Genomic DNA, 22,991 nt, shown 5'->3' with positions numbered 1-22,991 from the left:
TAGTGATCCAGAATTCATATTGTTGCGCTGCCCGGACAACGAAATAACGGCATCACTACGCATTCTCATTCGTGGTTTTGAGAACGACGGCGAAAAGACTCACGTTGTTGAGGGAACGCGTTTCCATGATGCAGAATTGCCGCCTCGACGGGAAAGTCCCATGTCGATGCCATGAAGTACCCCATGGAAGCGCGAGTAAAACGACAGTTTATCGCCCAATGCGCAGTATCAAGTCACAACGTTTGCCCAAGCGGGAGGTGCCGCCGGCGTGATCAGGATTTCGGGACTGTTCCGCGGTGAAACCGACCGGTCCGCAGGGAAAAACGGATCCACTACGGCCTTTCCGGTTGCGGTGGATCCGCCTGGCTTGGATATTTACATCGGGCTGTAGAGCAGCGCGCCGACCACGGCGATGACCAGGATGACCAGCGTGGACAGCAGCGCCAGCACTAGCGAGCGTCCGCCGGACTTCACGATCGACTTCAGGTGCACCCCCAGGCCCAGGGCGAACATCGCGGCGGCCAGCAGGATGGTCTGCGCGGTGGAAGCCAGCGACAGGAACGACTCGGGCAGGATGCCGCTGGTGCGGATCAGCATGGCGACCAGGAACAGCGCCACGAACAGTGGGACCAGCGGCGGCTTCTTTCCGCCTTCAATGTTGTGCTTGCGGCTCATGTAGAGGGACAGCCCGGCCATGATCGGGGCGAGCATGACCACACGGGCCAGCTTCACCGTGACTGCCACGCTCAGCGCGGTGGCGCCCACGGCGCCGCCGGCGGCGACCACCTGGGCCACCTCGTGGGTGGAGGCGCCGATGAGCACACCGATGTTCGTCTCGCTCAGGCCCAGCAGCGCACCCAGCGCGGGGGTCAGCGGGATCATCAGGGTGCCGAAGAGCACCACCAGACCGATGGCGGTGGCCACCTGGTCCTGCTTGGCCCGGGTGGCGCCCTCGGCGCCGGCCACGGCGGCCGCGCCGCAGATGGAGAATCCGGCGGCGATCAGCAGGCGCTGGGGCAGCTCAATGCCCATGCGTCCGCCGATCCATACGGTAGCCAGGAAGGTGACGCCCACGCAGAGGACCACGATGACCAGCACGCCCGGGCCGAGGGCCAGGATGGCGCCCAGCGAGAGCTGGAAGCCCAGCAGCACGATGCCGGTACGCAGCAGCTTTTTCCCGGAGAGAGTGACCCCGGGGCCGAAGACTGCGGGCACGGGCGCCAGGTTGCGCCACAGCGCGCCGAGCAGGATCGCGATCAGCAGCGCGCTCATGCCCGGCACCAGCCGGGCCGCGGCAAGCGACACGCCGCCCATTGCCAGGCACAGAATGATACCGGGAAGGAAGCCGCTGACCCGTGTCATGACGGAAGGTTTCGGCTGCGCATCATCGCGTGCCGGGGCGGGAGCGGGGTCCGCCGACATATTTGTTCGCTTGGGTTCATCAGGTGCCATGTAATTGACTTTGCCATGATTCGGCTCCTGCCGGTGATGCCTATATCGCTATCGCGGTCATATCGCACTCATATGGGACGTTAATTGCAGGCGGCGGGCACCGAGGAATAGTCTCGATGCCCGCCGGTCCCGCAAGCGCTAGACGGTTTAGACGCGGATCGCGTCCACGATCCGCACGCGTGCCGGCATCACACCTGTCAGCGCGCCTACCGCAACGGAAACCCCCATGCCCAGCAGGGGGCATTGACCAGGAAGCCCGGCATTTCGTCCAGGCCGGTGGCCAGCACCGAATCGATCAGCTTCGGATTGCTGACGATTGCCATGGAGATCAGCACCTCGAGCCCGCAGGCCACCGCGGTGGCCGGCACTGTCAGCACGTTCTCGGCCGATCCGGCAGCGATGTCCATGCACATGGACAGACCTTCGAAGACCACCCCATCCTCGGGGACGTCGCAGGAGATTTCGCTGCCCGACCCACCGTCGGGCTGCCCTCCGTCGTCCAAGGAGCCCATGCCCGGCTCGATGCCCTGGATCGTGGAGTCGGATTCCAGCTCGGAGCCCGGCGCCGCCTCAAGGGTTTCCGAGGCGGAGTCCGCTACGGACAGGTTCTTGCAATCGAATGGTTCGGGACCTCCCTCGATGGAGATCTCGGCGCTCTGGGTGCGTTCCGTGAGCCGGTAGCGGTCCAACGGGTTGATGGTGCCGACTGCCTAGAAGTTCTCCGGCTGCATCTTGCCCAGGGCTGCGCCCTTGGTGACCTCGTCCTCGAGCGCGATGGCGAGTTTGCCGACCTTGCCCGTGGCTGTGGCGCGCACGTCGTGGTACGTCACCACGGCTTTGGCCGGCGTCTGGTGTTGTTCGTCCGCGGACTTCGAGCCGTTGTCAGCGGACCTGGCGGTGTCCGTGGCCTCGGGCTGGATTTCGGCACGGATCTGGAAGATCCGGGCGCCCTTGCTCACTTTGTCGCCGGGCTTGACGAAGGCCCAGTTCACGACGCCGTCCACCGGGGCGTTGAGCGTTTGGGCTTCATCGAGCTTGATGGTCCCGGTAATGGCCAGGGTGTTCTCCACCGTGGCCTTGCCGACCGTGACGGTTTCCGCCGGCACTTCACCAGTGGGATCCAGCTGATCGTCGTTGGCCGAACTGCTGCCGGTGAAGGCGAGGCTGACAAGACTGACGGCGATCACCGAACCGGTCAGCAGCCAGGAAATGGGCAGGACAAAGCGCCTGAAGCCGCGGCGTTGGCTCATTAGACACTAATTTCCATTCTTCGATGAATAGCGCAACTGCCAAGCGATACCAACGAACGAAATGCCCAACTTCAATCTTATAAGTTGGATTATTACCGCTTGGGTCAAAGCTAAATAGAGAACTTGCCCTCAGCGAATGTTCGGAATGTGCGTCGGGTGCGTTGCCGTGACGTCGAGTACCCGGTTCCCGGTGGCCTGCTCAGTTGCGCCAGACAGACCCTACGACATATTCGCGCGGGAGTGGCCGCCTGCCACCGCAGCCTGCCTGCCCTGCCGGGGCATGCACGATAGCCGCCAAGCGCTCAGGCACTGGGAGATCTGGGAGCTGCCGCTGTTGCCGTGCGCGCCTGAAGCGTGAGCTCCACCCGGGCGCCGCCGTGGTTGGACAGTTTCATCGTGGCGCCCAGGGCCTGCGCCTGTCCGCTGGCGATGGTCAGCCCCAACCCGATGCCGCCACCCTTGGAGACGAAGCGTTCAGGACCGGTGTCGAGGATGCTGCGCGGAAAACCCGGCCCGTGGTCCAGCACGCTGACGCTCGTGCCCCGGGTGCCGACCAGGATTGCCCCGGAGCCATGGGTCAACGCGTTGCTGACGAGGTTTTCCAGGATGCGCTCAAGACGCCTGGGTTCCACCAGCACCGTGCTGCCGCCGGATTGCAGCTGAAGCTCGAGATGTGCGCACTGCTCGGGCCGCCGTTCGCAGATGCGCCCGATGATGTCGGCAACGCAGGAATCAAGGTCCAGCTCCGAGAGCTGGGCGGTTTCAACGCCTGACTCCAGCCGCGAGACCTGGAGCAGGTCCTCGACGAGGTTGCGCAGCTTGGCGACCCGGTCCTGGACAAGCTGCGTGGGACGCGATTCGGGAAGCAGGCTGGCGGCGGTGACCAGCCCGGTCAACGGGGTGCGCAGCTCATGGGCGAGATCAGCGGAGAAACGCTGCTCGGCCGCGAGCTTCGCGTTCAGCTTCTGGGCCATGGCGTCCACTGCCTCGGCGAACTGGTCGACTTCGTCCTTGCCTCCGAAGGGTTTGCCGATCGCGTCTTCCACCAGCACCCGGCGCTCGCCGGAGGCGATGGCGCGCGCCGCCTGGGAGCCCTTGGACAGCCTTTGGACGAGGCGGGAAACGATGAGCGTGCCCAATGCCGAGACCAGAACCAGCGTCGCGACACCTGCCCAGAGCAGGGCGGTGTCAACGCTGTGCCGCATCTGCTGGCTGTTGGCCCAGGACACCGACAGGGACAGGACTGCCGGCTGCGTGCCCAGGCTGACCGGGGCTGCCGCGTAGATGATGTCCTGGCCGTCGAGCCTCGCGCGGTAGGTGATGTACTGGCCTGCCTTGGCGGCATCCCGGGCCTCGGCCGGCAGCTGCGGATCGTTGACCTTGGCTCCCAGGATGCTGATTCCCGTCTCATCCAGGATCCGCACCGCCTGCTTCAGCGAGCCGGTGGCCTCGTCGCGCAGCCGCTGTTCCTCGGAAATCGTGATCATCTGGCGCACCAGCAGCGCCGAGATCACCAAGGTCAGCAGGACCGACAGGATGGTCATCCCGGTAATTTTCCACCGAAGGCTCATGGGGCTTCGTCCTGCAGCCGGTAGCCGAAGCCGCGGACTGTCTCGATGCGCGATGCTCCGATCTTCCGGCGCAGCCGCTGGACATGGACATCGATGACGCGGTGGTCGGCATCCCAGGTGTAGCCCCAGACCTCGGAGAGGATATCGCTGCGCGAGACGACCACCCCCGGATCCTCGCTGAGCATCAGCAGGATCTTCATCTCGGTGGGAGTCAGGTGGATCTCCCGCGCATCCAGCGTCACCACCAGCCGGTGCGGATCGATGTCCAGCCCCTTCGCGTCCGGCACCGGTTCTCCATGGGCAACGGTGTTGGCCTGCGGCATCGCGGTGCGCCGCAGCACCGCCCGCAACCGGGCGTCGAGCACCTGCAGGTCGAACGGCTTGGCCAGGTAGTCATCCGCCCCGGCGTCCAGCCCGGTGACCATGTCCAGACCCTCGCCACGGGCCGAGAGCATGATCACCGGTACGTTGCTGAAGCTGCGCAGCTGGCGGCAGACCTGAGTTCCGTTCATGGTCGGCAGCATGACATCCAGCAGCACCGCGTCCACCGGGTCCTCGCACTGCAGCCGCCGGAAGAGCTCAAGGCCTTCCAGGCCGTCCTCGGCTCCCAGAACGTGGTAGCCCAGGCGCTCAAGGCCGATGCTTGTTGCCTCCCGGATGACCGCGTCGTCCTCGATCATCAGCACTCGGACGCCTTCGGCCCTCACTGTTCCCTCCTCTGGTCCTGGGCCGGATCGACCGGGCTGGAGAAGGAGTCGCCTTGGATGAACTGCCCATCCTGGTAGCGGAACATGCGTACCGACCAGCCCGAGGGACAGCACATGGGGTCATCGGGTCTGTAGACAGCTTCCTGCGCGACAAGGCTGCCTTCCTTGCCCGCGCTCAGGTACACGTCGGAGCCTCCGACGGCGAGCGCGACCTCCGGTGTGCCCTTGGCATCACGGATGGCGAAGGAAGCGAAGCTGTAGGCGTCCCCGGCGGTGCTCACGGAGTAGATCTGAAACTTTTCGCCTGCAGTTTCGTAGGCGGGCATCGCGACCAAGCATTTGTCGCACTCGGTTAGATACTCGCGGACGTCCGCTTCGGAGTTCTCCTGGGTGCTCACGGCGTCCAGGTCGGTGGCCAGCAGGACCTGCCTGACCTGCGCGGGAGAGAAAGGCCGTTCCCAAGCCCCTTCGTCGTTGACTGATGGTGCGGAGGACCGCGCGGCAGGCGTGGTCGGGAGCGCCGGAGATTCGATCCGCAGCGGATCGTTGGTGCTGCAGGCACTGGTTCCACAACATAGCAGCAGTGCGCAGAGCATGCCGAGTGCACGCCGTAAAGCCACGGGATCCCTTTCGATTGTCTGCCGGAAGTGTGCGGAGCGCTGACCGGCACTGCCAATTATGCCCGCGGCAGTCCGTGAAAACGCCTGAAACTGCCGTCGACCAATCTGTCGATTGTGTAACAAAACCGATGGATTGCCGATAGGTGGTCGGGAGCTGGCAGTCGGTGCGTGTTGGAAGCATCTTAACCGTGAATCATCAAGTCTCCCTCGCAGCTCCACCACCGGGTGCGGCCACGCCCATCCGCGAAACACCGACCCGCAATTTCGCCCTGGACGGACTGCGCGGCATCGCGGTGCTTGCCGTGCTCGTTTACCATTTCTGGCCTGCGGCCTTTCCCGGAGGGTTCCTCGGAGTTGACCTGTTTTTCGTCCTGAGCGGGTACCTCATTACCGGCGGCCTGCTTCGGAGCACGGAAGCCGGACGATTCCCCGACCTGCGCGCCTTCTGGAGCCGACGAGCCAGGCGCCTGCTGCCGGCCATGGTTCTGGTGCTGGTGGTTTCAACGGCGCTGGCACTGCTGGCTGCGGGGCAGCTTCCAGCCGGGCTGCGCTGGCAGTGGGCCGGCGCGTTGACCTACACCAGCAACTGGATGCAGATTGCCCACGGCAACAGCTATTTCGCGTCGATGGAACCGGCGTATTTCCAGCACTTCTGGTCACTTGCAGTTGAGGAGCAGTTCTACCTGCTGTGGCCGCTGGTGTTGGCCGCGCTGGCGTGGCTGCTGCGAAGCCGCCGGGCCTTGATGCTCGGAATCCTGGTCCTGGCCATTGCCTCCGCGGCGAGTATGGCCTGGGGCTTCGACCCGTCCAAGGATTCAAGCGTGCTGTATTTCGGAACCTGGACGCACGGTTTCGGCCTGTTGCTCGGATCCGCGGGCGCCGCAGCCAGTGTGAGCAGAAAACCTGCGGACGCGACGGTGCCGCGCCGGAAGCTGATGTTCATCCAGCTGTCCCAGGTCCTGATGCTGCTGGCGATGCTGGGCGGATTCTTTTTCCTTCCGGACACTTCTGCCGCGGCTTATCAGGGCGGCATGGCGCTGTTCAGCCTGCTCGGAACGCTGCTGATCCTCACGCTGATGATATCCGGGACCTTGACACGGGCGATGCTGAGCATAAAAGGCCTGTGCTGGTTGGGCAACCGGAGCTACGGGGTGTACCTGTGGCACTGGCCCCTGCTGCTGCTGGCCCAAACGGTATTCCCGCCCCAGGCGGCCACGGCAGCGGTGCTGTGCACTATCCCGCTGGTGATTCTGGCCGCCGAACTGTCCTGGCGGTTCGTCGAGGAGCCGATTCTGCGTTACGGTTTCAAAACCGCCGTGGCTGGCTGGTCCGGGCGCATCGCCGAGCGGGTCAAACGGGTGTGGAACGGAACGACGGGAAGCTTCGCCTCGGTGCTGCCGCTGCTGGCCTTGGTGCTGGTCCCGGCATGCGCTGTGTCCGTGCTCCTTGCGTCTCCGGAGCAAAGCCAGCTGGAACAGCAGCTGGCCCAAGCCCAAGATGTTTTGGCGGAACAGCAAGAATCCGCCCGGGTTCCGGAATCAAACGACGCGACGCCTCCTGGCGCAATTGCCCATGAATCGACGAATGATTCGCGAAAACCTGCGCGCAGCCCACGGAACTTCACTGGAAGCGATGTCACGGCGTTGGGGGATTCGGTGATGCTCGCCTCCTCACAGCAGCTGTTGAAGAGGCTGCCGGGGATTTCTATTGATGCCTCGGTCGGAGCGCAGATCTGGGACGCGCCTGCACAATTGCGGGAGTTGAAAAGCGCTGGTAAGTTGCGCCAAGTGGTGGTGCTTGGCCTTGGAACCAATGGGGACCTGCCGGCGGGAACCCTGGACGAAGTCCGGCGGATCCTCGGACCGAAGCGCGAACTGCTGCTGGTCACGGCGTACGCTCCGCGGCAGTGGATCGGCAGCGTCAACGGCAAACTCCACGCGGCCGCCGAAGCCGATTCCAGAACCCATCTGGTCGACTGGGCCGGAACCGCGGAGGGTATTGACGACATTGCCCGGGACAAGATCCATCCCGGACCGCATGGCAGCGCCGCCTACGGAAAACTGCTCGCTCAGGCGGTAGCGAGGCTCTGAGACCGCAGTGCGCTGGCCTGTTGCGGCGTCATACGCCGCCCGGATCAGGGTGCTCGCGCGTAGGCTGGGAAATGTAGCATTCAACCCCGGAATCTGCCGGGTCACGAAAGGTGAGACATGTCGATTGTTGTCATTAATGCCCTGTCGATTCCCGGCGAAGCAGGACCGGAGCTGGAAAAGCGCTTCGCTGCCCGCAAGCACTCGGTTGACCAGGAGCCTGGCTTCGAAGGCTTCCAGCTGCTGCGTCCGGTGAACGGCGAGGACCGCTACTTCGTCTACACCCAGTGGGCCACCCGCGATGACTTCGAGAACTGGCGCAACAAGCGTTCCGAAGCTGCCCACGCGCATAACGACGGCAAGAAGCCGGTAGCCAGCGGCGCGGACCTGATGGAGTTCGAGGTCGTGGAACTGTAGGCACGGCATCCCCTGACTGCGCCCCGGCACCTGATGGTGCTGGGGCGTTTGCCATCACGAGCACGTAATCCTTGGCGTGGGCTGGGTTGGTTTGCATGGGAGGTGACGTGGGAACGGCCCGTGGATACCCTTGGAGCAACCGCGGGGCCATTGCTGCTCCGCGCAGGGTGGCAGTACGGGTCGTTGGGCAAGGGAGATGCGCGTGAAGCTGATAGTTGTCGGGGCGGGGCTCGCCGGATTGCAGGCAGCCCGCGTGGCGCTCGAGCAGGGGCACGACGTCACCGTGCTTGAAGCGGCTGAGACGGTCGGTGGCCGGGTGGCCACCGACATCATTGACGGGTTCCGCTGCGACCGCGGTTTCCAGCTGCTCAACCCCAGCTATCCGGAAGCCAGACGCACTGCGTCCCTGCGAAGTTTGGATTTGCATCCTTTCGGCAAAGGGGTAGCGGTCCGCGGCGAATCCTCGCTGGAGGTTCTGGCCGATCCCTTGCACCACCCCGTACGCGCCGCGCATCTGTTCGGCGGATCCGTGGGGGCACCGGATCTGGCGGCTGCCTGGCGCTGGGTCCGCCTGGCCGGCAACTCTTCGCTGACGCTGCGCGAATCCATTGAGCGGTCAGGGTTCTCCGCCCAGTTCCGGAAGGTCGTCGAGAAATTCTTCTCCGGGGTCGTTGCCGATTCCCAGTTGCAGGTGCCAGCCGCGCTGGCCCGCACGCTCTCGTGGTACTTCGCCATTGGGCGTCCTGCGCTCCCGGCCCAGGGTATGGCGGCTCTTGCCCACCAGCTCGCCGAACCCCTGCGCGAGCACATCCAGCTGTCTGCACCCGTGGATTCCGTTGCCGTGGATGCGGCCGGCCAGGTGCAGGTGCGCTGCGAGTCGGGTCGCGACCTCGTGGCGGACCACGTGATCATTGCCGCCGGCCCACGCCACAGCGCCAGGCTCTCTGGGCAACCGGAACCACCCACGAATTCGCTGAGCACCTGGTGGTTTGCCACGCCGCACCGTCCCTCGGAACTTCCGTTCCTGCACGTAGACGTCCGGGAGGGCGCGGCACTCGCGCATGCCGCGGTGATCTCCAATGTTGCGCCCTCCTACGCCCCGGCAGGTTGGCACCTGGTGGAGGCGACGGCCGTGGGGGACCACGGGCTGGATGACGAGGCGGCGCTGGACCAGGCCGCCGACCTGCTCGGCGAGACCCGCAGGGACTGGCGGTTGCTGGTCCGCCACGACATTCCCGACGCACTGCCGTCCCTGGCCCCGGGACAGGAACCGCTGGATACCAAGCTTCCCGGGATCACCTTGGCCGGGGACTTTGCCCAGCCCTCGATCCAGGGCGCCCTGGCCAGCGGCAGGCTTGCGGCAGGGATAGCGGTTCGCCGCTAGACCCGGAGCACAGCCTTCACTGCGCCCCGTTGGCGCGTTCCAGCTCCCCGGCAGGGAACGAAGTTTTGAGATTCCTGTGAGCGGGCAGGGGATCTGGCAAACTCTTCGGAATTCGGTCTTTTCGGGGCCCACAGACCCCGCATAATTAATATTCACATGATGTGGATCGGAGGAAGATACTCCGATCGGAAGGGAACGATGGACGCTTCAGGCGACAGTAGATGTCACAGGCCTAACCCTCTGCCCGGTAGGAATGCCGTTCAGACGCATTGCGGCAGGGGGTGTAAATAATGGAGTGGATATCGTTGCTGCTGGCCATCGTCCTGATCGCGGGATGCGGCCTGTTCGTGGCCGCAGAATTCTCCCTGATCACGGTTAACCGCAATCAGGTCAAGCAGGCCGCGGAATCCGGTGACCGCCGCGCGTCCGGCGTGCTTAAGGGCATGAGCACCCTGTCCACACAGCTGTCCGGAGCCCAGCTTGGAATCACCCTGACCAACCTGGGTATCGGCTTTCTGGCCGAGCCGGCCATCGCCGCCCTGGTGGTGGGGCCGCTGCAGGACGCCGGGCTGGATCCGACGCTTGCGCGTTCGGTCTCCGTGGCCATCGCCCTGGTGCTGGCCACCATCCTGACCATGGTCTTCGGCGAGCTGGTTCCCAAGAACCTCGCCATCGCCAAGCCTTTCGCTACCGCCAAGGCAGTGGTGGGCTTCCAGCGCGGATTCAGCGCCGTGACCAAGCCGCTACTGGTGTTCTTCAACGGCAACGCCAACTGGATCGTGCGCCGCTTCGGTATCGAACCGCAGGAAGAGCTGGCCTCGACGCGCTCCTCCGAGGAACTGGTGGCGCTCGTGGGCCACTCGGCCCGCGAAGGCGTGCTGCCCTCGCAGACCGCGGAACTGATGCGCCGCACCGTGGCCTTCGGCAACCGCCGCGGCCACGACGCCATGACCCCGCGCTCGCGCATGGTCAGCATCGCCGCCGAGCAGAGTGTGCAGGAAGTGCTTGCGCTGGCCGCCGACACCGGCCACTCGCGATTCCCGATCCTCAGCGACGACGGCCGCCAGGTCGACGGCCTGGTGCGCATCCGCACCCTGCTGGCCGTGCCTTATGAGCGGCGGGAGACCACCGCGGTGGGCACCCTGGCCGAGGAAGCCACGCTGGTTCCCGACACCGTGGAGCTGGACGAGCTGATGGACCAGCTGCGCCGCGAGGACCTGCAGATGGCAGTGCTGATCGACGAAACCGGAGACGTCGCCGGGCTGCTGACCCTTGAGGACCTGGTGGAGGAAATCGTCGGAGAAGTGCGCGACGAGCACGACCCGGAAGACGGCACCGTGCAGGTGCTAGGCGAGAACTCGTGGATCCTCGATGCGGCATTGCGGCCGGACGAAGCCAATGAACTGGTCGGCTGCCAGATCCCGCGCGACGCTGACTACGAAACTCTGGCAGGCCTGGTGACCCTGCAGCTGGGCAAGCTCGGCGAAGTCGGAGACCAGGCGACGCTGGTGGTCCCTGGCCTCCCGGGGCAGCCCGAGAAGGAACTGCGTTTCACGGTCATTGAAATGGACGGCTCGCGGATCGCCACGGTGGAACTGACCGCGGTGGAACTGGATGAACAGGAGCAGAACCGATGAGCGATTTAACCGGAATCATCCTGACAGTCCTGCTGCTGGCCGCCAACTTCTACTTCGTCGGCGCGGAGTTCGCGCTGATCTCCGCCCGCCGAAGCATCATCGAGCCCAAGGCGCAGGCCGGCAGCCGCAGCGCCAAGATGACGCTGTGGGCCATCGAGAACGTCTCCCTGGTGATGGCCGGCGCGCAGCTGGGCATCACCGTCTGCTCCCTGGCGCTGGGCTACGTGACCAAGCCCCTGGTGAAGTACGCGGTGGCCGGGCCGTTCGAGGCCATGGGCGTCCCGGTGTCGTGGATCGATCCGCTGTCCTATGCCATCGCCCTGATCTTGGTTACCTACCTGCACGTGGTGCTGGCTGAAATGGTGCCAAAGAACATGGCCCTGGCCGGACCGGAGCGCATGGCGCTGATCCTCGGCCCGAGCATGGTGGTGCTGGTGAAGATCCTGCGCCCGGTGCTGTGGACCATGAACGCGCTGGGCAACCTGTTCCTGCGCCTGATGGGCGTGACCCCGAAGAACGAGGTGGCCAGCGCGTTTACCCGCAACGAGGTGGCGGACATGGTGGCCGAGTCGCGCTCCGGCGGACTGCTTGACCACCATGACGAGCAGCTGCTGATGGGTGCGCTGAACTTCGACGCGCACAGCATCGAGTCGGTGGCCATCGACTTCGGCAAGGTCCGCACCCTGCCACGCAGCAGCACGGTGGCCCAAGTGGAGCAGGCCGCCTCGCAGGGCTTCTCCCGCTTCCCGCTGATCGAGGACGGCAAGCCGGTGGGCTACGTGCACATCAAGGACGTGCTGGGACGCGGGGCCGCCGAGCGCTCCCAGACGCTGGAGCAGGCTGCGGTGCGCGCCTTGCCCGAGTTCACCGCACAGCAGCCGGTGCGCACCGCCCTGCAGCAGATGCAGAGCAGCGGCGCCCACCTGGCGCTGGTAAAGGACGCCGCCACCGGCAAGGTCACCGGCATCGTGACACTTGAGGACATGCTCGCCGAGCTGGTCGGCCAGATCCGCGACCAGACCACGGTGGCGAGCTGGGAAGCCTAGCGATATGGCCCAGCGTATTCCCATCCGGCGGACTTCCGGTAGTGCGCCCTGTTGATGAAGCAGGTGCCTGCGCTTCGGCCACTGTTGCCGCGCATAACCGGCGCGTCTCCAGCCTGAGCGCACTTGGCCGAGCGCTGGGAAACCATCAAAGTAACTCTTGAACGAGAAATGCCGGGCGTCTGGGAAATACGGCCGCGGGGGAGTGCGCCGGTTGTGATGGGGCTGATTTTGCGGTGTTCGACCCCATTTCGGGCAATAGTGACGAAGGTCATTCTGAAATGGGCTGATTTCCGTGAACTGTAAAAGCGGTGACCTACACATCCCTAGTAGACGAAAATCCTTCCGGTCATCCATGGCCACCACAGGCCACCCCTAGGGAAAGGGCAGATCGTGTTCGCACTCTGCAGCAACTGCAACAGCAAGATCCAGCACGACACCACCGCATTCAACCTCTACGTCCGCACCGGCACCGGGCTCGACAACTGCCGCACAGCCGGCTCTGCACCCGCAATCCTCGGGATTGTCATCAGCGAAACCGACGGAGGCACTATCCGCGCCATCGGAGCCAACTCGACCGAAGAAGCACTGGAAGCATTCGACCGGTACAGGCTCCACGTGTACGGAGACCGCCTCCCCAGCTTTGGGGTCGAGGCCTACACGCTCCGCAAGGACTTCGTGCAGACCAGCCCGGAGGAAACCGCCGAGCAGGTCAAGCTCGTCATTGTTCCGGACGCGATTGACCTCGATGGCTACACGCCGGTAGTCACCTTCGGCGAAATCAACTAGCTCTAGGAACTGCAAGGCCCGGGCGAGGAATCGTAAATTCCTCGCCCGGGCCTTGCTCGTGGATCGCGACGTCGCATAGTCGGCCAGTTTCAATCTGGGCTAGCCTAGACGCAGCGCTCTTCTAAAACGGTGCGGCTGGACTCAGCCTCAGCCTTCGTCATCCAAAGATCGTATTTGTGCTTGACTTCGATCTGACGCGTCACATAGTCGCACCAGAAGCCCTTGTTAGGGGGAAGCCATGTAGCCGCGTCTCCATCTCCCTTGGACCCGTTGGTGGGGCCGTCAACCGCCAGCAAATTGAGGGGGTCGTTCGCGAACTCGAGACGCTGCTCAGCAGAAAGCTTCTGAGCTCCCTTTTGCCATGCATCTGAGAGCGCCACAACATGGTCAATCTGCACATCGTTGCTCGTGCCTTGGCCTCGCTGGAATTCGATGGTCTCCCCGGTGTAAGGATCATCCAGGGAACCAGTCAGCACGACGCAATCCCGGGTGCCGGCCTTGTGCGATGTCACCGTCAAGTCCCGGTTCAGGATGTCATTTCGAGTGTCGCAACCATTGTGGTCGGTGTCGCCCCAACCGCTGCCGAACATGCTGCGCTCGTACCCTGTTTTCGGGGCGCGCCCCTTGATGGGGATTTCTTCGAGCATCGTACTGGCCGTTGTCCCGCCTGTTGAAGGGCTTTTGGATTCTGCGCTTGGTGTCAAAGAAGGCTGTTTGGTCGCCGCTGGCGTGGTGGCCGTAGCCGTCGGCGACTCGGTCGTGATAGTGATCGGCGGAGCTTCCGACCGGATCACGATGGGAGGCGCCGACGGCGTCGCTGTCGCCGAAGGCTCTGCAGCCTGGGTAGTCGCCGGCGTGGCACCGCATCCAGAAAGCAACAGAGCCAGAGCCGCTAGCCAGGCTACCGCGGCGTTGTTTAGTTTTCGCAAGCTACGCCGTCCCCATCACGGTCGAGCTTGCGCGAATAACCCGGGTCACCACTGTAAATCGGTGCGGCACCCGCCGCCTTAACTGCGCTGCAGTTGGCGTAGTATGTGCTGCTTGGAGCCTTGGCCGGTGGGGGAGTGTAGGCCTCACGTTCTGCTTTTTCCTGCGCGGCTTTCTTGTCGGCTGCCTTTTTCTCGGCTTCGGCTTTTTCTGCTGCTTTCTTCTCCGCAGCGGCCTTGGCATCGGCTTCTTTTTTCTCAGCCGCGGCTTTCGCCTCGGCAACCTTCTTTTCTTCGGCCTTCTTGGCGGCAAGGATCGCCTTGTCGTGATCGTCCTGAGTAGTCCAAACGAAGACCTTCGACGCGTTTCCGTCGCAGTAGAGCTTGTCGGCTCCCTGTTCCATGACGAGCTCGTCGCCGTCGCATTCCTCACCAACGAAGTCTGCAATGGCCGTGGGTGAAGGGGACTCTGACTGGGAAGGGGTGGGCGACTCGCTGCTTGTCACAATTGGCGAGGGTGGCTGTGACGCGACCGTGGGCGCGGTCTCTGCCGGGCCCATGATTGCGCCCGTGATGGCCATCAGGACTACCATCGCGGCAGTGAGCCCGCCGGCCTTGCCTTTTCCTTGCATGCCGAGCCAAGGGACGCGTCCCTTTACGAGTCCGATAATTCCTAGAATCAGGCCTACGAAGGCAATGATTGCGAACAGCTCAGGGATTAGGAAAAGCAGTGCGACGAGTACTGCAAAAACCCCTAGAATGATCCACCATACTTTGCGGCCCGGCTTTTTCGGCGGCTCAGAATTGCCGGGTGAAAAGGGTGACCCAAGTTCAGACATACTAAATTCCTCAAACGTGCGAATGAATACCGAAGATAATTCTGTGGTTCCGCACCGATAAAGGCAATTCGCGTCCTTCGTAAGGATGTAACGACTCGAAATTGATACTCAAAAACATGCGATGAGACTATGATCAGTGCCGGGCTAACCGCTCCCCAGGTTTGCATCAGTCCAGAGCGATTGGATGGCTAATTTTCGAACCGATTCGCGGCTGGATGAACGCCGGAACCAAGGCCGCGCGTTTTGCCTGTTCAGGGGGTTTCCGGGTAGGTCCCATCGCCGAGGTCCGGATTGGCCAGAACCTGCAGAGGGTCGTTGAGGAACACCCTGCGTCCATTCAGACGCAGCCGGCGCAGTCCTTCCAAGGCCATCCGGCGGGCCACCGTGGTGAAGGAATAGACCCGGGAGATATCCACCAGCACCGCGGTGCGCGAGGTGGAGGCCGCCATCAAATCCAGCAGTTCGGAGGCGGCGGTGAACTGCACGTTGCCCTGCAGGACAAAGATCTCGCGGGCGGCTTCCTGATGGACGTCCACCACGTCCAGCTGGCCGCTGCTGGGTGCGAACAGGTGCAGGCCCATGTCGGTGGACAGCCGCTCGAAGGCCCGGCCCGCGCGCTGGCTGTTGCCGTGGGCGTCGAGCCTCGGCGAGAACGCTCCGATGCCCACCTGGTCCGGAAGCACCCCGACCAGTCCTCCGGCCACGCCGCTCTTGGCGGGGATTCCCACCCGGGTGAGCCAATCGCCGGCCCCGTCGTACATGCCGGCCACCGCCATGACCGACATGACCTGCTGGGCGATGCCCTCGCTCAGCACCCTTTCGCGGGTGCGTGGCTGCACGCCGCCGTTGGCCAGTGTTGCCGACATGAGCGACAGGTCCTCGACGGTGACCAGGATGGAGCACTGGCGGGTGTATCCCGAGACCACCTCATGCGCGTCGGTGCCGAGAATCCCGTAGCTGCGCAGCATATGGGCCGTGGCGAGGTTGCGGTCAGCCGTCTCCATTTCCGAGGCGTACACGCTCTCGTCGATGCGCAGTTCGCGTCCGGCCAACTGGGAGAACAGTTCCAGCACGCGGGCCACGCGGGCCTCGGTGCTGGCATCCTCTGCGACCAGCAGACCGTGGGTCATGATGGCTCCGGCATTGATCATCGGGTTCTTCGGCCGGTGGGTCCCTTCTTCCAGTGACAGTTCGTTGAAGGCCTCGCCCGAGGCTTCGACCCCGACGGACCGCAGCACCCGGTCCAAGCCCCGGTCCATGATGGCCGCCGCGTAGGCGAACGGCTTGGAGATGGATTGAATGGTGAATTCTTCGAGGTGGTCCCCGGCGGAATAGGTGCTGCCGGTAGCCGTAGTGACGGAGAGGGCGAAAAGATCCGGGTTGGCCTGCGCCAGTTCGGGAATGTACTGGGCGGTATTTCCGCTGGTGTCGTTCCGGAGGCTGTCGAGCACCTCGTCGAGGTAGTCAGGAATCGGGGTTTTCATGGATTGTTCTTCGTCGCTGTTGTTCCACGTCACTGGTGCGTTGACGCCCGGTAGTACGTTTTTTGGCTCGCACTTCCAACCTAGGTGTTCGCGCGCAGGTCTGTACAGCGGAACATAATGAAGGCGTCCATCCGGCCACAACTCCGGATGAACGCCTTCAAGTATGTACCAGCCTGATCTACCGCGCCTGCCGGTGGATCGACTTGTAGCTCAGATAGGCGGCCAGTCCTTCCGGCCCGTACTCGGTGCCGAGTCCCGAATCGTGCCGTCCGCCGAAGGGCGCCGCGTGGTTGGAGGCGAAGAAGTTCACCCCGACGCTGCCGGTGTCCATGCGCTCGGCCACGGACAGGGCGTGTTCCTCGTCTGCGCCGAAGACCAGCCCGCCCAAGCCGAACTCGGTGTTGTTGGCCAGGGAGACTGCTTCGTTCTCGGAATCGTACTTCAGCACCGTGATGACCGGACCGAAAATTTCCTCGCGCGAAATCGTCATGTCCGGGGTGACGTCAGCGAAGACCGTGGGCTGGATGAAGAACCCGTCCGCCAGGTCTCCGGCCAGCTGCGCCGTGGCGCCGCCGGTGACCGCGCGGGCGCCTTCGGCATGGCCGGCTTCCAGGTAGCCCAGCACCGTCTGGTACTGGCTGCGGTTGGCAGAGGGCCCGAAGACCGTGGCAGGATCCAGCGGGTCGCCCTGCGGGGCCTCGGCAATGGTGGAGGCCACCACGTCCACCACTTCGTCATAGCGTTCGGCCGGGGCCAGGATGCGGGTGGAGATGTAGCAGGTCTGCCCGGTGTTGCGCATGCAGGAACGGATCAGCCTCGAACCCAACAGGTCTAGGTCCGCGTCCGGAAGCACCAGCGCGCTGGACTTGCCGCCCAGCTCCAGGGTGACCGGGCGCAGCAGCTCGCCGCAGGCCGCGGCGATCGTGCGGCCCACCGGGGTGGAGCCGGTGAACGCCACCTTGGACACCAGCGGGTGGCGCACCAGTTCGTCGCCCATCCGTCCCGGGCCGGTGACCAGGTTTGCAACGCCCGCCGGGACCCCGGCGGCGTCCAGCGCATCCATGATGATGCGGAAGGACAACGGGGTGGGGGATGCAGGCTTCATGACCACGGTGCAGCCCGCCAGCAGCGCCGGGGCCAGCTTGATGACCATCAGGTTGATCGGGAAGTTCCACGGGGCAATCAGCGCGCAGACACCCACCGGGTCGCGGCGGACCAGCGTTTCGCCGGCGCCGTTGGGGAACGGGCGCAGGTCCTCCTGCTCCAGCAGCGGTGCCAGGGATGCGAAGTAGCGGAAGATGCCGGCGGCGTTGGCGGCGGCCCCGCCGGTCTCGGAGACCGGCGAGCCGTTCTCCAGCGTATTGGTCAACGACAGTTCACCGGCCCGGTTTTCGATCTGATGCGCGATGCGCAGCAGCAATGCCGCCCGCTCGGAGGGTGTGGTGTTCTTCCACGGGGATGAATGCAGCGCGTGGTGGGCCGCGCGGACCGCGGTGTCCACGTCCTGGCTGGTGCCGGCCGGGACCGAACCCCAGACGGCGCCGGTGGCCGGGTCGGTGACCTCGATGCGGCCGGTGCCCTGCGAGGCGGTCCACCCGCCGTCGATGAAGTGCGTGTCCACGTGGCGGTAGGGCAATAGGAGTTCCTGGCGCCGGGCCGCGGCGCCTGCCCGCGTGCTCATCGCAGCACCGCCGTGCGCAGCAGAGCGCGGGAACGGGCCAGATCCGCGGTGGCCATGTCCACGGCGGCCTGCGTGATCAGCTCCGGGATGATCTCGGTTTCCAGCCGGTCGGTGTAGGCGGCCGGGTCCTGCCCGAACCAGCCCGAGGCCAGTGCGATGCCCGCGTGGTCGAAGCGCCAGAGCCTGTCGGCATCGCGCATCAGCGCGTCCTCCAGAGTGTACGCGTGGGGGCGGGTGTCGTGCCCGTCGATGATCTTGCAGACCTCGTCGATGAACTGCCCGTCGTAGCCCAGCGGGGGCAGCACACGGCGGGCCACCAGGCAGCCCTCGCGCTCGTGCTCGTAGCGGATGTCCGCCTTGCGCCAGTCCCCGCGGAAGGCGTCGGAGATGATTTTCTCCTGGTCCACGTGAGCCCAGCCGGTGTCGTGCAGCAGCGTGGAGACCAGCACCAAGGTGCGGTCGGCCTCCGGGTAGGCGTCGCACAGCCGGCGGGCGAAGGACAGCGAGATGGGCAGGTGGATGTCGTTGCCGCGGGCGCGGGTCTCCGGGACCACCGCCGCCCACAGGGCCTCCAGCTCGCCGTCCGCGTGTACTTCCAGGGAGATGGGGCTGGTGTTGATGGTGCCGGTGGCCGGCAGCGGCCGGGCGTCGTTCAGGGTTGTCATGGTGTCCTCAGGCCTTTGCAATCAATGTCTTAGGAAATCAGTGTCTTGAGCATGGTGTCCGTGTCGGCGGCCGCGGCCGGGTCGATGTTCTTCCCGGCGGCCAGGGCCTGCTTCACTGCCATGAAGTCCAGCGGCGCGTTCACGCAGTCCGCGGCGATGACCTGCCCGCCGCGGTAGTACAGCACGGTGAACTTGCCCTTCTCCGGGACCTCGCGCTTGACCGTTGAATCGAAGCCCATGGACAGGCCCGCGATCTGCAGCTTCATGTCAGCCTGGTTGGACCAGAACCACGGGATGCCGGCATAGGCTTCGCGCTGGCCCATCAGGGCGTAGGCGGCGACCTTGGCGTGCTCCACCGCGTTGTTCACGGATTCCAGCCGGATGCGCTCGCCGTCCGGGGCGCCGGGGACGGGGTTGGGCATGTTCGCCACGTCCCCGACCACCAGGGTGTGCCCGTCGGAGGCGATGGCCGCCTCGTCGACCACGATGCCGTTGTCGACCTCAAGTCCCAGCTGCTCGCCGAGCTGCGTGTTGGGGATGACCCCGATGCCCACCAGCACGATCTGCGCGGGGATGATGTCCCCGGATTCCAGGTGCACGGAGGAGACCGCGCCGTCCCCGACGATGCGCGAAACCCTGGCATTCAGGTGGATGTCCAGGCCGCGGGCGCGGTGCTGCTCAAGGAAGTAGGCGCTGGTGTCCTCGCCGACGGCGCGGCCCACCAGGCGCGGGCCGTATTCGATGACGGTGACCTTTTTGTCCATGGCCTGCAGGGAGCTGGCCGCCTCCAATCCGATGAACCCGCCGCCGATGACCACCACGTCGGTGGCGGCCGGGGCCAGCTCCTTGAGCTTCAGGGCATCGTCGGCGTTGCGCAGGTAGACCACGCCGTCCAGTTCGCTGCCCGGGACCTCGAACACCCGCGGCCGGGCGCCGACGGTCAGCGCCAGCCTGGTGTAGGGGTACCGCGCCCCGCTGCGGCCGGTGGCCACGCCGGAGCCGTCCGGGTTGGAGGCGATGTCTTCGATGCGTTCGCCCTTGACCAGGGTGATGTTGTGCTCGATCCAGTAGTCGTTGGAGCGGAAGATCAGCGATTCGCTGCCCACCTTGTCTTGCAGGAATTCCTTGGACAGCGCCGGGCGCTGGTAGGGGCGGTGGTCCTCGTCCCCGAGCAGCGTGATGTGCCCGGTGTAGCCCAGGGCGCGCAGCGAGATGGCCAGCTGGACCCCGGACTGCGAGGCGCCGATGATCAGCAGCCCGGTGGCGGTGCCCGCCGCGGGGGCCGGGGCGCCGCCGGTGGAGGGGAGTGTTGCGGTGTTCATGGCTAGACCTGGGTTTCTGGGGTGGCGACGTTGAGGGTCTGGCCCTCGCACATCTTGATTTGGCAGGACAGGCGGGAATTCTCTTCGCGGTCCACGGCGGTGCCGTAGAGCATCTCGTCCTCCATCTCGCCCATCGGATCCAGCGACTCGAAGTCTTCCGGGGCCACGAACACGTGGCAGGTGGCGCAGGACAGGGAGCCGCCGCACTCGCCCACGATGCCGGTGACACCGTTGCGGACCGCCGTTTCCATGACGGAGTCGCCGGCGGCGGCGTCCACGGTGCGGGTCTGGCCCTCGAAGTCGGTGAAGTTGATAGTCGCCATGATGGTTCCTCCTGAACGGTTAGGCGTAAAGCTGGGTTAGATGAACTGGCGTCCGCCGTCGACGACGAGCGTCTGACCGGTGATGAACGAGGAGTCCTCGCTGGCCAGGAACAGCGCGGCGCCCACGATGTCCTCCGGCTGGCTGGCGCGCTTGAGCGCCCCGCGGTCCACGCCGTAGCTGGAGGCGTTCTCCATGAGCCCCAGGCTGGCCTCGGTCAGCGTGAAGCCCGGGGCGATGGTGTTCACGGTGATTTCCCGGCGTCCCAGCTCCTTGGCCATGACGCGGGTCAGCGCAATGACCCCGCCCTTGGAAGCCACGTAGTGGGCCCACTGCTCGGAGCCGGAGTAGACGGTGGCGCTGGCCAGGTTGATGACCCGGGAACCCGCTCCAAGAAAGGGGGAGACCGCGCGGGAAACCATCCACGGGCCCTTGAGGTTCACATTCATGACCTTGTCCCACTCGTCCGGGTTGATCTCCTCGAACGGGGTGCGGGTGACGGTGGCGTAGATGGCGGCGTTGTTGATCAGCACCGCGATGCCGCCGCCGGCGAACTCCGCCGCGTCCTTGGCCAGCGCGTCGGTGGATGCGGTGTCGGTGACATCCACCGTGAAGGCCGCCGCCTCGGCTCCGGCCTGGCGCACCAGACGGACCGTTTCCTGCGTGCCGGCCGTGTCGATGTCCGCGGCGGCGATGGCGTAGCCGCGGGCCGCGAAGCCCAGGGCGAAGGCCCGTCCCAGGCCGCCGGCGGCGCCGGTGATGAGCACCGTAGGAGAGCTGTTCATGGAATGTGCCTTTCAAGTGGTGGAGAACTGTGGTGTTGCGGGTGCCGGCCGGGAATCGGGGGGAAAGGAACCGGCCGGCACCCTTGCGGTTCCGGAAGCTTGGGGGAACCTCCGGAACCGGTCTGCGGCGCCCGGGGATCAGGCGTGCGAGTGGCTGTGGGCTCCCGGCCCGGTCAGGGCCGGCTCGGCGCCCAGGATTTCCACGGTGCCCTTGGTGCCGTCAACCCGCAGCAGGTCTCCGGTCTTGATGGTGGTGGAGGCGCTGCCGGTGCCGGTGACCGCCGGCAGGTCGTATTCGCGGCAGACGATGGCCGCGTGGGACATCATGCCGCCGATATCCGTGACGGTGGCCTTGATCTTGCCGAAGATCGGGCCCCAGCTCGGCGCGGTGACCGGAGCCACCAGGATTTCGCCGGGCTGCACCTGGGTGAGCTCGTCCGCGTGCATGATGACGCGGGCCGGGCCCTCGACCTGGCCGGGGGAGGCCGCCATGCCCTTGAGCGTGCTGCCGTCCTGGGTCTCGTCCGCGCCCAGCCACTGCTGCACCTGTTCGGTGGTGATGCCCCAGAGCATGCGGGTGAACGGTTCGGTGATCGACTGCGGCGGGGTGTTCAGCGCCGGGGCCGGTCGGGCGGTTTGCAGCGCGTCCACGATGCCCTTGCGGTGGGCGATCTTCTCCGGGAGCACCACCGCGCCGATCGGCGCGCCGGAGCCGACGCCCCAGCTGGTGACCAGGTCGAAGAGCACGTCGCGGACCTCGTTGCGGCTCAGGTAGAGCATGTCCTCGGCCTCGGTGAACAGCCCGGCGTCGGCGAGCATGCGGCCGAGCTCGCGGACTTTGCGCCAGAAGACGCCCATGGTCCAGTGCTCGATGTAGAAGTTGTGGTTCTCCACGTACGGGTAGGCGGTGGCCGCCAGCGTGCGCTTGGCGTCGAAGACCGCGGCGACCTCCGGATCCAGCAGCTCGCGGTATTCCTCCACGATGCGTTCCTTCTCCGCGATGAGCTTTTCGGTGGGGCGCAGGATCTGCGCGCCGCCGCGGGCGCGGCGGATGTAGTCCGCGATGAAGCCCAGCGGGATCTCCTGGTTCACGTTCCAGTACTTGTCGTGGGCGTAGAAGCCGTTGCCGATGGTGAAGTTGAACCACGGGTCCTGGGCCTGCTCCCACTGCGCCATCCAGCGCTCGCCGCCGGCGGCTGCGGCGATGGACGCCAGGGTGGTGGCCGGGTCATCGGTGTTGGCGAAGTGCTCGTCCAAATCCAGCTCGATGGCCAGCAGCGCCAGCGCCTTGAGCTCGTCATCGGGGCGGAACAGCTCCATGTCCACGCCCTGCACCATGGTGGCGATGGACTGGTCCGGGATGTTCGGGAAAACTTCCTTGCAGAAGTTGAAGAAGTCCAGATAGGCGATGTAGCCCAGGTTCAGGAACTCGAAGTGGTACTGCCAGTTCTGGTAGGCCAGCTGGATCAGCCGGTCGTAGTTCTCCAACAGGACTTCCGAGCCGTCCTTGCCCATGCCGTTCTCGATGTCCTCGAAGGGGACCTTCTCGGGCAGCGGTGCGAAGGACAGCGCCTCCATGTCCGCAATGGTGCCCTTGACCTTCACATGCCAGTTGGCCAGCTTGCTCTCCCAGTTGGCGAAGTAGTGGCCGATGCGAGCTTCGAAGTCCGGCACGCGGGCGGCGATCTGCTCCTCGGGGACCGGGATTGGGGACATGTACAGGTAGCCCAGGTGGATGCGGAAGTCGATGCCGTTGGCGTTGGGGATCATCAGGTGCCGGGCGTTGTACTGGCCCAGGCACTTCACGGCGAATTCGCCGCCGATGGTTTCGAAGGGCTTGAAGACGGTGGGCCAGTGCTGCGAATCGCAGAACCAGAACTTGGCGTCTTCCTGCTCCTTCAGTGCGTCCTGGAACACCAGGTAGTAGGGGTAGATCTCTTCCCATCCTTCGGCGCCGGCGGGCACCGGCAGGTCGGATGGCTTGGGGAAGGACTTCATTGTCATGGTCGTG

The 22,991-nt window shown here is 65.1% G+C and carries 21 protein-coding genes; 6 read left to right on the top strand and 15 right to left on the bottom strand.

Translation table 11 applies throughout. The annotated features are described in order from the left end of the window. Positions 1–375 precede the first annotated feature (375 nt). The 6 genes from ACTX90_RS16290 to ACTX90_RS16265 all read right to left on the bottom strand — a co-directional run bounded on the left by ACTX90_RS16290 (position 376) and on the right by ACTX90_RS16265 (position 5,600). Positions 376–1,362: a YeiH family protein gene (locus ACTX90_RS16290; protein ID WP_443442448.1), complete on the bottom strand. Its 987-nt coding sequence runs from the start codon at positions 1,360–1,362 to the stop codon at positions 376–378. 296 nt (positions 1,363–1,658) lie between these two features. Next, positions 1,659–2,141 carry a hypothetical protein gene (locus tag ACTX90_RS16285; protein WP_443442447.1) on the bottom strand — a complete coding sequence of 161 codons (483 nt, stop codon included), beginning with the start codon at positions 2,139–2,141 and terminating at the stop codon, positions 1,659–1,661. 21 nt (positions 2,142–2,162) lie between these two features. Beyond that, on the bottom strand, positions 2,163–2,702 hold the full coding sequence (locus ACTX90_RS16280; protein ID WP_443442446.1) for a hypothetical protein: 540 nt from the start codon (positions 2,700–2,702) through the stop codon (positions 2,163–2,165). A gap of 302 nt (positions 2,703–3,004) precedes the next feature. Next, positions 3,005–4,246 (bottom strand): ATP-binding protein, encoded by a 1,242-nt coding sequence (locus ACTX90_RS16275; protein WP_443442445.1) that lies wholly within the window; start codon positions 4,244–4,246, stop codon positions 3,005–3,007. A gap of 23 nt (positions 4,247–4,269) precedes the next feature. Further along, positions 4,270–4,980, bottom strand: a complete 711-nt coding sequence (locus ACTX90_RS16270; RefSeq protein ID WP_443442444.1) for a response regulator transcription factor — start codon at positions 4,978–4,980, stop codon at positions 4,270–4,272. After that, positions 4,977–5,600 (bottom strand): hypothetical protein, encoded by a 624-nt coding sequence (locus tag ACTX90_RS16265; protein ID WP_443442443.1) that lies wholly within the window; start codon positions 5,598–5,600, stop codon positions 4,977–4,979. Before ACTX90_RS16265 ends, ACTX90_RS16270 begins: the two co-directional genes overlap by 4 nt. 188 nt (positions 5,601–5,788) lie before the next feature. Between ACTX90_RS16265 and ACTX90_RS16260 the strand changes: the two genes are divergently transcribed. The 6 genes from ACTX90_RS16260 (at position 5,789) to ACTX90_RS16235 (ending at position 12,957) form a co-directional block, all read left to right on the top strand. Beyond that, a complete protein-coding gene (locus ACTX90_RS16260; protein ID WP_443442442.1) occupies positions 5,789–7,690 on the top strand; it encodes an acyltransferase family protein in 1,902 nt (633 codons plus the stop codon). Positions 7,691–7,807: 117 nt separating this feature from the next. Next, positions 7,808–8,104 carry an antibiotic biosynthesis monooxygenase family protein gene (locus ACTX90_RS16255; protein WP_161449838.1) on the top strand — a complete coding sequence of 99 codons (297 nt, stop codon included), beginning with the start codon at positions 7,808–7,810 and terminating at the stop codon, positions 8,102–8,104. Between the two features lie 202 nt (positions 8,105–8,306). Then, positions 8,307–9,488 (top strand): NAD(P)/FAD-dependent oxidoreductase, encoded by a 1,182-nt coding sequence (locus tag ACTX90_RS16250; RefSeq protein WP_443442441.1) that lies wholly within the window; start codon positions 8,307–8,309, stop codon positions 9,486–9,488. A gap of 290 nt (positions 9,489–9,778) precedes the next feature. Then, entirely contained in the window at positions 9,779–11,125 is a 1,347-nt protein-coding gene (locus tag ACTX90_RS16245; protein WP_053799010.1) for a hemolysin family protein, read from the top strand. Next, positions 11,122–12,171 carry a hemolysin family protein gene (locus ACTX90_RS16240; RefSeq protein WP_120991331.1) on the top strand — a complete coding sequence of 350 codons (1,050 nt, stop codon included), beginning with the start codon at positions 11,122–11,124 and terminating at the stop codon, positions 12,169–12,171. Before ACTX90_RS16245 ends, ACTX90_RS16240 begins: the two co-directional genes overlap by 4 nt. Positions 12,172–12,561: 390 nt before the next feature. Next, the gene (locus ACTX90_RS16235) at positions 12,562–12,957 is read left to right on the top strand and encodes a hypothetical protein (protein WP_047120335.1); all 396 of its coding nucleotides are present in this window, start codon (positions 12,562–12,564) and stop codon (positions 12,955–12,957) included. A gap of 104 nt (positions 12,958–13,061) precedes the next feature. On the opposite strand, the gene ACTX90_RS16230 is transcribed toward ACTX90_RS16235, so the two are convergent. The 9 genes from ACTX90_RS16230 to ACTX90_RS16190 all read right to left on the bottom strand — a co-directional run bounded on the left by ACTX90_RS16230 (position 13,062) and on the right by ACTX90_RS16190 (position 22,984). Then, the gene (locus ACTX90_RS16230; RefSeq protein WP_424573487.1) at positions 13,062–13,604 is read right to left on the bottom strand and encodes an HNH endonuclease family protein; all 543 of its coding nucleotides are present in this window, start codon (positions 13,602–13,604) and stop codon (positions 13,062–13,064) included. A 269-nt stretch (positions 13,605–13,873) separates the two neighbouring features. Next, positions 13,874–14,722 (bottom strand): excalibur calcium-binding domain-containing protein, encoded by an 849-nt coding sequence (locus tag ACTX90_RS16225; RefSeq protein ID WP_286163597.1) that lies wholly within the window; start codon positions 14,720–14,722, stop codon positions 13,874–13,876. A 251-nt stretch (positions 14,723–14,973) separates the two neighbouring features. Continuing rightward, on the bottom strand, positions 14,974–16,206 hold the full coding sequence (locus ACTX90_RS16220; protein WP_443442440.1) for a glutaminase: 1,233 nt from the start codon (positions 16,204–16,206) through the stop codon (positions 14,974–14,976). A 178-nt stretch (positions 16,207–16,384) separates the two neighbouring features. After that, on the bottom strand, positions 16,385–17,887 hold the full coding sequence (locus ACTX90_RS16215; RefSeq protein WP_443442439.1) for an aldehyde dehydrogenase family protein: 1,503 nt from the start codon (positions 17,885–17,887) through the stop codon (positions 16,385–16,387). Next, positions 17,884–18,552 carry an HD domain-containing protein gene (locus tag ACTX90_RS16210; RefSeq protein WP_443442438.1) on the bottom strand — a complete coding sequence of 223 codons (669 nt, stop codon included), beginning with the start codon at positions 18,550–18,552 and terminating at the stop codon, positions 17,884–17,886. Before ACTX90_RS16210 ends, ACTX90_RS16215 begins: the two co-directional genes overlap by 4 nt. 29 nt (positions 18,553–18,581) lie before the next feature. Then, entirely contained in the window at positions 18,582–19,874 is a 1,293-nt protein-coding gene (locus ACTX90_RS16205; RefSeq protein ID WP_443442437.1) for an NAD(P)/FAD-dependent oxidoreductase, read from the bottom strand. Between the two features lie 2 nt (positions 19,875–19,876). Continuing rightward, positions 19,877–20,197, bottom strand: a complete 321-nt coding sequence (locus tag ACTX90_RS16200; protein ID WP_443442436.1) for a 2Fe-2S iron-sulfur cluster-binding protein — start codon at positions 20,195–20,197, stop codon at positions 19,877–19,879. Between the two features lie 36 nt (positions 20,198–20,233). After that, positions 20,234–20,980 carry an SDR family NAD(P)-dependent oxidoreductase gene (locus tag ACTX90_RS16195; RefSeq protein WP_053799003.1) on the bottom strand — a complete coding sequence of 249 codons (747 nt, stop codon included), beginning with the start codon at positions 20,978–20,980 and terminating at the stop codon, positions 20,234–20,236. Positions 20,981–21,118: 138 nt separating this feature from the next. Further along, entirely contained in the window at positions 21,119–22,984 is a 1,866-nt protein-coding gene (locus tag ACTX90_RS16190; RefSeq protein WP_443442435.1) for a PEP-utilizing enzyme, read from the bottom strand. Between the last annotated feature and the right edge of the window lie 7 nt (positions 22,985–22,991).

Origin of the sequence: Glutamicibacter soli (assembly GCF_052322135.1) — a bacterium.
In the GTDB taxonomy this organism is placed as follows: Bacteria; Actinomycetota; Actinomycetes; order Actinomycetales; family Micrococcaceae; genus Glutamicibacter; species Glutamicibacter soli.
Note: the sequence above shows the minus strand (reverse complement) of the source record. Positions and strands in the feature narration are given on the sequence as shown.